The organism is Variovorax sp. KBW07 (genome assembly GCF_003852515.1).
GTDB lineage: Bacteria > Pseudomonadota > Gammaproteobacteria > Burkholderiales > Burkholderiaceae_C > Variovorax.
Map to the genome: position 1 here is coordinate 1 of NZ_QAJK01000035.1, position 6,809 is coordinate 6,809.

The window sequence follows — 6,809 nt, forward strand, 5'->3', positions numbered from 1 at the left end:
CGTCGCCCTGAATGAACCGAAGCCGGACAACGGCAAGCACCCAGACCAACGTATCAAGCCTCAGTACGCCATCCTAATGACGGGTGTCATGAGGCGGCAGCGCAAAGTCCGGCGCGGCGTCCGGGTCTTCGTCGTCCTCGTCTTCCTCGGGCTCGGCCCAGAACAGCCGGTCGGGCAGCACATGGCCCATGCCGGGGCGAAAGCCCGCGTCCAGACAGCGGTCCATGTAGGCCAGGGCTTCGGTCGTCGCGGCCACGAGATCGGTGCCGCTTGCCAGCAGCGCGGCCAGCGCCGCCGACAGCGTGTCGCCCGCACCGGCAAAGACGGCTTCGAGCCGCTCGTACTTCTCGTTGGCGAGCACTGACTGCGGCGAGGCCAGCACGTTGTCGATGAACTGGTCGGGCAACACCATGCCCGTGACCAGCGTGTAGGGCACGCCGAACTCGCCGGCTGCCTTCGCGATGTCGCGCGCACCCGGCGGGCGCTCGCCGCTCCAGTCGGGAAGCAGCCAGCGCCACAGCGTGCTGTGGTTGCCAACCAACACCGTCGTCTGGGGCAGCACCAGCTCGCGAAAGGCGTCCAGGTAACCTTCGATCAGGTTTTCGTCCCACCACGACAGGTTTGGCATGTACGCCACCAGCGGCACCTCCGGGTAGTCGGAGGCGGTCTCGGCGATGGTGCTCAGGGCTTCCGGGCTGCCGACAAAGCCCACCTTGATCAGCTGGACTTCCACGTCTTCCAGGATGGAGCGCGCCTGCTCGGCAATGGCCTCCTCGTCGAACGCAAAATGGTCGAATATCTCGGCCGTGTCCCGGGCGTAGGCGCCGGTCACGACGGGCAGTACGTGCGCACCCACCGAGGCCATGGCCAGCGTGTCGGCGCCCAGGCCGCCCGCACCGCTCGGGTCGCTGGCGTTGAACACCAGCACGCAGGGGGGATTGAGGTCGCGCTCGGCCACCTCCTCGTCGTCCTGCGAGGGGTCGTTAAGATCGCCCGGTTTGCGGGCGTTACCTGCTGGAAGTAAGTAGATGGTCATACGCCGGGCGGAATCCCCTGGATGGTGGCATAGGCGCGACGTTTACGGTCGGCCAGTGAGATACGCATAGATACACTCGTTGCATTTAATGAACAAGGACTTTAAGCTCCGATGAATACGAAAACTTGGATGTGCCTGATTTGTGGGTGGATCTATGACGAAGCGGTTGGTGTACCGGAAGACGGCATCGCGGCAGGCACGGCCTGGGCCGATGTGCCGATGAACTGGACCTGTCCTGAGTGCGGTGCGCGCAAGGAAGACTTCGAAATGGTTGAAATCTGAAAGCATGGCATAGATAGAGCTACGCGGTCTGCGTCGATGTTCGGCGCGGCGGGCTTCCAAGTCTCATGAGCAGGAGCGTTTGCAATGGGCCCGAATGGATCTGGTTACAAGGTGCTTGTCATTGACGACAGCAACACCATCCGGCGCAGTGCCGAGATATTTCTGAAGCAGGGCGGGCACGAGGTTCTTCTGGCCGAAGACGGATTCGACGCGCTCTCCAAGGTTAACGACCACAAGCCGCATCTGATTTTCTGCGACATCCTGATGCCGCGCCTCGACGGTTACCAGACCTGCGCCATCATCAAGCGCAATGCCCATTTTTCCAATGTCCCGGTCGTCATGCTGTCGTCGAAAGACGGTGTATTCGACAAGGCGCGCGGCCGCATGGTCGGCTCCCAGGACTACCTGACCAAGCCTTTCACCAAAGACCAGCTGCTGCAGGCCGTGCAGCAGTTTGGCATCGTTCAACAGGAAGTGCAGTAATGCCTATTCGAAAAATTCTCGTCGTCGACGACTCCAAGACTGAATTGGTGTTCTTGACCGACCTTCTCCAGAAAAACGGCTTTGCCGTGAAGACCGCCGAAAACGCCGACGACGCCATGCGCCGCCTCGAGGAAGATCACCCCGATCTGATCCTCATGGACGTCGTCATGCCCGGCCAGAACGGTTTTCAGCTCACGCGCGCCATTGCCCGCGATCCGCAGTACGCCGCGATCCCGATCATCCTGTGCACCAGCAAGAACCAGGAAACCGATCGCGTCTGGGGCATGCGTCAGGGCGCACGCGACTACATCGTCAAGCCGGTCAATGCGGCCGAGCTGATGTCCAAGATCAGCGCGCTGGCCTGAGCGAAGGCCTGCCGAGTCCATGGCGAATCGCGATGCTCTGAGAGCCTTCCAGTCCCGGCTGGCGAGCCGTCTGCAGGCTGCGCGCACGACGGGCGTGGCGGCGACGTGGCTGGCGGTCGAGGCGGGCGAGGGCAAGTACCTCTTTCCGCTGGGGCATGCCGGCGAAATCTTTCCCTGGACGCCGCCCCAGCCCGTGCCCTACACGGAGCCCTGGTTCCTCGGCGTTGCCAACCTGCGCGGCGGCCTTTATGGCGTGGTGCAGCTGTCGGCCTTCGCCGCGGGCGAAGCGGGCGGCACCACCGCGCCGGCCGCTTCCGAAGCGGCGCGCATCCAGTCGCGGCTCGTTGCCTTCAACGAGCTGCTCGAAGTCAACTGCGCATTGCTGGTCGATCGACTGGCGGGGTTGCGGGGCGCGGAGGCCTTCACGGCTTCCGAGGCTCCGGGCGCAGAAGCACCTGCCTGGCACGGGCATCTGTACACCGACGCGGCAGGGGAGCGCTGGCAGGAAGTCAACCTGCAGGCACTTTCGCAGCAACCCCAGTTTTTGAGTATTGGTGCGTAGTGCTCCGGCACGCCGTACCGGCAACCACCTGAAGGACCGACCGTGAGCTCGATCGCCGACAAGTTCAAGAAATTACTGCCCGTGAACAACGGGAACGACAAGGCCCGCGTCGACGGCTCCGGTTCGATATCGCTCGACGATGTCGACACGGTTCAGGTTCCGGACGAGAAAACCGTGCGCCTGGCAAAGAGCGCAAGCGCTTCCGCCGTGTCTTCGGACACCGGCTTCGGCGATCCGGGCCTGCCCGGCGGTGGCGATGCCGCCAACGAGCCGGGCGCCATGGCGCCCGATGCCGTGGCGCAAGCCGCGGATGGCCGCACGGGTTCCAACCCCGCAAAGCAGCAGCGCATATTGGCCATCATGCTGGCCGTGGTCGTGTTGCTGCTGTTGCTGGTGGCCGGCTCCGCCATTCTTCGCGCGGAACGCCTCGCTCAGCAGGTGGCGGCCACCGGCCAGTCGCTGATGCAGTCGCAGCGTCTTGCCAAGTCGATCTCGCAGGCCCTCGTCGGCAGCGCCTCGGCGTTCGTCGAAGTGAAGGACAGCGCCGACGATCTCTCGCGCCGCGTGGCGGGCCTGACCAACGGCGACGATGCCCTGCGCCTCGAACGCGTGGGCAACCAGTACGACGAGGAGATGAACAAGATCAATCCTCTCGTTGCACGCGCCGATGCCAGCGCCAAGGCCGTGCTGGCCCAGCGCCAGATCCTGACCCAGGTGGGTGCCGCCTTGCGCGACATCAACCAGCAGTCGTCCACGCTGCTCGAAATGACGGAAACCGTCGCTTCGCTGAAGATGCAGCAGAACGCCACGCTGCCCGAAATTTCGGCCGCCGGCCAGCTCGTGATGCTGACGCAGCGCATCGGCAAGTCGACCAACGAGTTCTTCACGGTCGAGGGTGTGAACCCCGACGCCGTGTTCCTGCTCGGCAAGGACTTGAACACCTTCCAGGAAACCACCCGCGGCCTGCTCGACGGCAACGCGCAGCAACGCTTCCCCGGCTCGAAAGACCCGCAGACGCGCCAGCAGCTCGAAGCCATTTTGAAGACCTACGAGCAGATGCGCACGCAGGCTTCCGCCATTCTGGGCAACCTGCAGGGCCTGGTGGCCGCTCGCGAAGCGCAAGCGTCCATCCTGACCGACAGCGAGCCGCTGCGTAAGTCGCTGGGCGACCTGCAAGACAAGCTCTCCGCGCGCACCGGCCTGGGCGCCGGCACCATCGTGCTGCTGTTCGTGCTGTCGCTGGCCGCCCTGGCTCTGGCCGGCGCCATCGGTTTCGTGCAGGTGCGCGAAGGCCGCGAACGTGCCGCCAACGCCGAGCGCGAGCGTCTGGCTGCCGAGCAGTCGTCCGAAGAAGCGGGCCGCATCAACAACGCCAACCAGGCCGCCATTCTTCGGCTCATGAACGAACTGCAGACAGTGGCCGAAGGCGACCTGACGCAGGAAGCCACCGTGACCGAGGACATCACCGGCGCCATTGCCGACTCGGTGAACTACACGGTGGAAGAACTGCGTTTGCTGGTGGGCAACGTGCAGAACACGGCAACGCGCGTGGCGCAGACCACGTCGCAGGTGGAAAGCACCTCGACCGAACTGCTCGCCGCCTCGACCGAACAGCTGCGCGAAATTCGCGAAACCGGCCAGTCGGTGCTGACCATGGCGGAGCGAATCAACGGTGTGTCCTCGCAAGCGCAAGAGTCCGCCACGGTGGCGCGCCAGTCGCTGCAAGCCGCATCGTCGGGCCTGCAGGCCGTGCAGAACGCCATCGGCGGTATGAACTCCATCCGCGACCAGATCCAGGAAACCTCCAAGCGGATCAAGCGCCTGGGCGAATCGTCGCAAGAGATTGGCGAAATTACCGAGCTGATCTCGGACATTACCGAACAGACGAACGTGCTGGCCCTGAACGCCGCCATTCAAGCCGCATCCGCCGGTGAAGCCGGCCGAGGCTTCTCGGTGGTGGCGGAAGAAGTGCAGCGCCTTGCTGAACGCTCCGCGGACGCCACGCGCCAGATTTCGGCGCTGGTGAAGGCCATTCAGACGGACACCCAGGACGCGGTGGGCGCCATGGAGCGCTCTACGCAGGGTGTGGTCGAAGGGGCCAAGCTGTCCGACAACGCGGGTACCGCGCTGACCGAGATTGACCGCGTGTCGCGCCGCCTTGCCGACCTGATCGAGCAGATTTCGCAATCCGCCTCCCGCGAAGCCGATTCGGCCAACGTGGTGGCCGCGAACATCCAGCACATTTTTGCGGTGACCGAGCAGACCGGAGAAGGTACGCGGACCACGGCCCAGCAGGTGCGCGAGCTCTCGCAGATGGCCGAAGAGCTGCGCCGCTCGGTAGCCCGTTTCAAGATTGCCTGACAAAAGATAAGAACGGCGAGCACCCAACGTGTCGATTCAAACCCCTGCCACGGCCCCCCTCGCCGGCACTGCGCCGGCCACCGAAGACCTTGGGCCGCTGGCCTGGGTGCTGGGAGAAATCCAGAAATCCCTCGACGGTGTAGGCAAGTCGTTGCGGCGTTATGTGCGCGACGTTGGAACGGCCGCCGAGCCCGAGAGCGGTCCGCTGCAGATGGCCCGCCAGCAGTTGCACCAGGCCGTCGGCGCCTTGCAGATGGTGGGGCATTCCTCGCCCGCGCTGGTGCTCGGCGCCATCGAGTTCGCGGTGCAGGGTTTCATTACCGATCCGCAGCGCTGCACCGACAGCGCGGTGCACAAGATCGAGCGTGCCGGCTTTGCCGTCACCGATTTCCTCAATGCCCTGCTGGCCGGCAAGCCGGTGTCGTCGGTGGCGCTGTTTCCGCAGTACCGCGACGTGCTGGAACTGGTCGGCAACGAGCGCGTGCATCCGGCCGACCTCTGGAGCACCGTGTGGCGCTGGGTCGAGATCAAGCCCGCGCTCACGCAGGCCGCCATTGCCTACGACCCCTCCGTGCGTTCGCGGCTCGACCGCGAAGTGCTGCAACTGGTCAAGACCGGCGACGCGCAGGCCGCACGGCGCCTGCATGCGCTGTGCCTGGGGCTCGGACGCGGCGCGCTGCTGCCCCGCGTCGCCAGCTTCTGGACCCTGGCCGCGGGCTTCTTCGACGCCCTCGCACTGAACCTCATTCCCGCCGACGCCTATGTGAAGCGCGCCGCCACGCGGGTGCTGCTGCAGTACGCCACGCTGGCGCGCGGCGACAGCGTGGTGTCCGACCGCCTGGGCCAGGACCTGCTGTTCTTCTGCGCGCAGGCCGTGCCCACCGCGCGCGACGACGCCGCCACGCTGCGCACCGTGCGCAGCGCGTGGGGCATCGCGAACGAGCCGTGCATCGACTACACCGTCGAGCAGTTCGGCCGCTTCGATCCGCTGGTGCTCGCACAGGCGCGCAAGCGCATCGAGACCGCCAAGGAAATGTGGTCGGCGCTCTCGGGCGGCGACGTCACCCGCACGCGCCAGGTGGCCGACACCTTCGCGCAGTTGGGCGAGTCGCTGCAGAAGCTGCATCCGCCGAGCCTGCCGATGGTGCAGGCGCTGACCCACGCCGTTGAAGCCTCCGTGCGCTCCGGCCACGCGCCCGACACCGAGCTCGCGATGGAAGTCGCCACCTCGGTGCTGTACCTGGAAGCCGCGCTCGAAGACCTCGACCCGAGCGATCCGCAACTCACGGCCCGCACACTGCAGCTGGCCGGCCGCATCGAACGCGTGCGCGCGGGTGGCCATTCCGAGCCGCTCGAGCCGTGGATGGAAGACCTGTACCGCCGCGTGAGCGACCGCCAGACCATGGGCACCGTGGTCGACGAGCTGCGCAGCCACCTGAGCGAACTCGAAAAATCGCTCGACCAGTATTTCCGCCGCCCCGCCGAAAAGGGCCTGCTGCGCACCGTGCCCACGCAACTGATGCAGATGCGCGGCGTGTTCTCCGTGCTCGGCCTCGAACAGGCTGCGCACACCGTGCAGCGCATGCGCGACGATGTCGAGGCCATGCTGGTCAGCACCTCGCCGGCCGAAGAAATGGCCGGCTTCGATGCGCTGGGCAACAACCTCGGCGCGCTGGGCTTCCTGATCGACATGCTGGGCTACCAGCCCGCACTGGCCAAG

At 65.5% G+C, this 6,809-nt stretch carries 6 protein-coding genes and 1 pseudogene (1 of these 7 running past the window's edge); 6 read left to right on the forward strand and 1 reads right to left on the reverse strand.

From position 1 onward, the window contains the following. Positions 1-73: 73 nt before the first annotated feature. On the reverse strand, positions 74-1,036 hold the full coding sequence (locus tag DBV14_RS07505) for a bifunctional hydroxymethylpyrimidine kinase/phosphomethylpyrimidine kinase (protein ID WP_124458571.1): 963 nt from the start codon (positions 1,034-1,036) through the stop codon (positions 74-76). 111 nt (positions 1,037-1,147) lie between these two features. Here DBV14_RS07505 and DBV14_RS07510 point away from each other — a divergent pair, with 111 nt between their 5' ends. The 6 genes and pseudogenes from DBV14_RS07510 to DBV14_RS07535 all read left to right on the forward strand — a co-directional run. After that, positions 1,148-1,318 carry a rubredoxin gene (locus tag DBV14_RS07510; protein ID WP_007838397.1) on the forward strand — a complete coding sequence of 57 codons (171 nt, stop codon included), beginning with the start codon at positions 1,148-1,150 and terminating at the stop codon, positions 1,316-1,318. 84 nt (positions 1,319-1,402) lie between these two features. Beyond that, entirely contained in the window at positions 1,403-1,801 is a 399-nt protein-coding gene (locus DBV14_RS07515) for a PleD family two-component system response regulator (RefSeq protein ID WP_021012487.1), read from the forward strand. Further along, entirely contained in the window at positions 1,801-2,166 is a 366-nt protein-coding gene (locus tag DBV14_RS07520) for a PleD family two-component system response regulator (RefSeq protein WP_124458572.1), read from the forward strand. Before DBV14_RS07515 ends, DBV14_RS07520 begins: the two co-directional genes overlap by 1 nt. A gap of 19 nt (positions 2,167-2,185) precedes the next feature. Further along, entirely contained in the window at positions 2,186-2,728 is a 543-nt protein-coding gene (locus DBV14_RS07525) for a chemotaxis protein CheW (protein ID WP_124458573.1), read from the forward strand. A gap of 42 nt (positions 2,729-2,770) precedes the next feature. Further along, positions 2,771-5,089: a methyl-accepting chemotaxis protein gene (locus DBV14_RS07530; protein WP_124458574.1), complete on the forward strand. Its 2,319-nt coding sequence runs from the start codon at positions 2,771-2,773 to the stop codon at positions 5,087-5,089. 28 nt (positions 5,090-5,117) lie between these two features. Continuing rightward, positions 5,118-6,809, forward strand: a pseudogene (locus tag DBV14_RS07535) (Hpt domain-containing protein); it runs 4,403 nt beyond the window's last position.

What these genes read in the sequence shown, in the direction of transcription:
- DBV14_RS07505 (WP_124458571.1), bottom strand. Translation starts at nt 1,036, where the DNA reads ATGACCATCTACTTACTTCCAGCAGGTAACGCCCGCAAACCGGGCGAT.
- DBV14_RS07510 (WP_007838397.1), top strand. Translation starts at nt 1,148, where the DNA reads ATGAATACGAAAACTTGGATGTGCCTGATTTGTGGGTGGATCTATGAC.
- DBV14_RS07515 (WP_021012487.1), top strand. Translation starts at nt 1,403, where the DNA reads ATGGGCCCGAATGGATCTGGTTACAAGGTGCTTGTCATTGACGACAGC.
- DBV14_RS07520 (WP_124458572.1), top strand. Translation starts at nt 1,801, where the DNA reads ATGCCTATTCGAAAAATTCTCGTCGTCGACGACTCCAAGACTGAATTG.
- DBV14_RS07525 (WP_124458573.1), top strand. Translation starts at nt 2,186, where the DNA reads ATGGCGAATCGCGATGCTCTGAGAGCCTTCCAGTCCCGGCTGGCGAGC.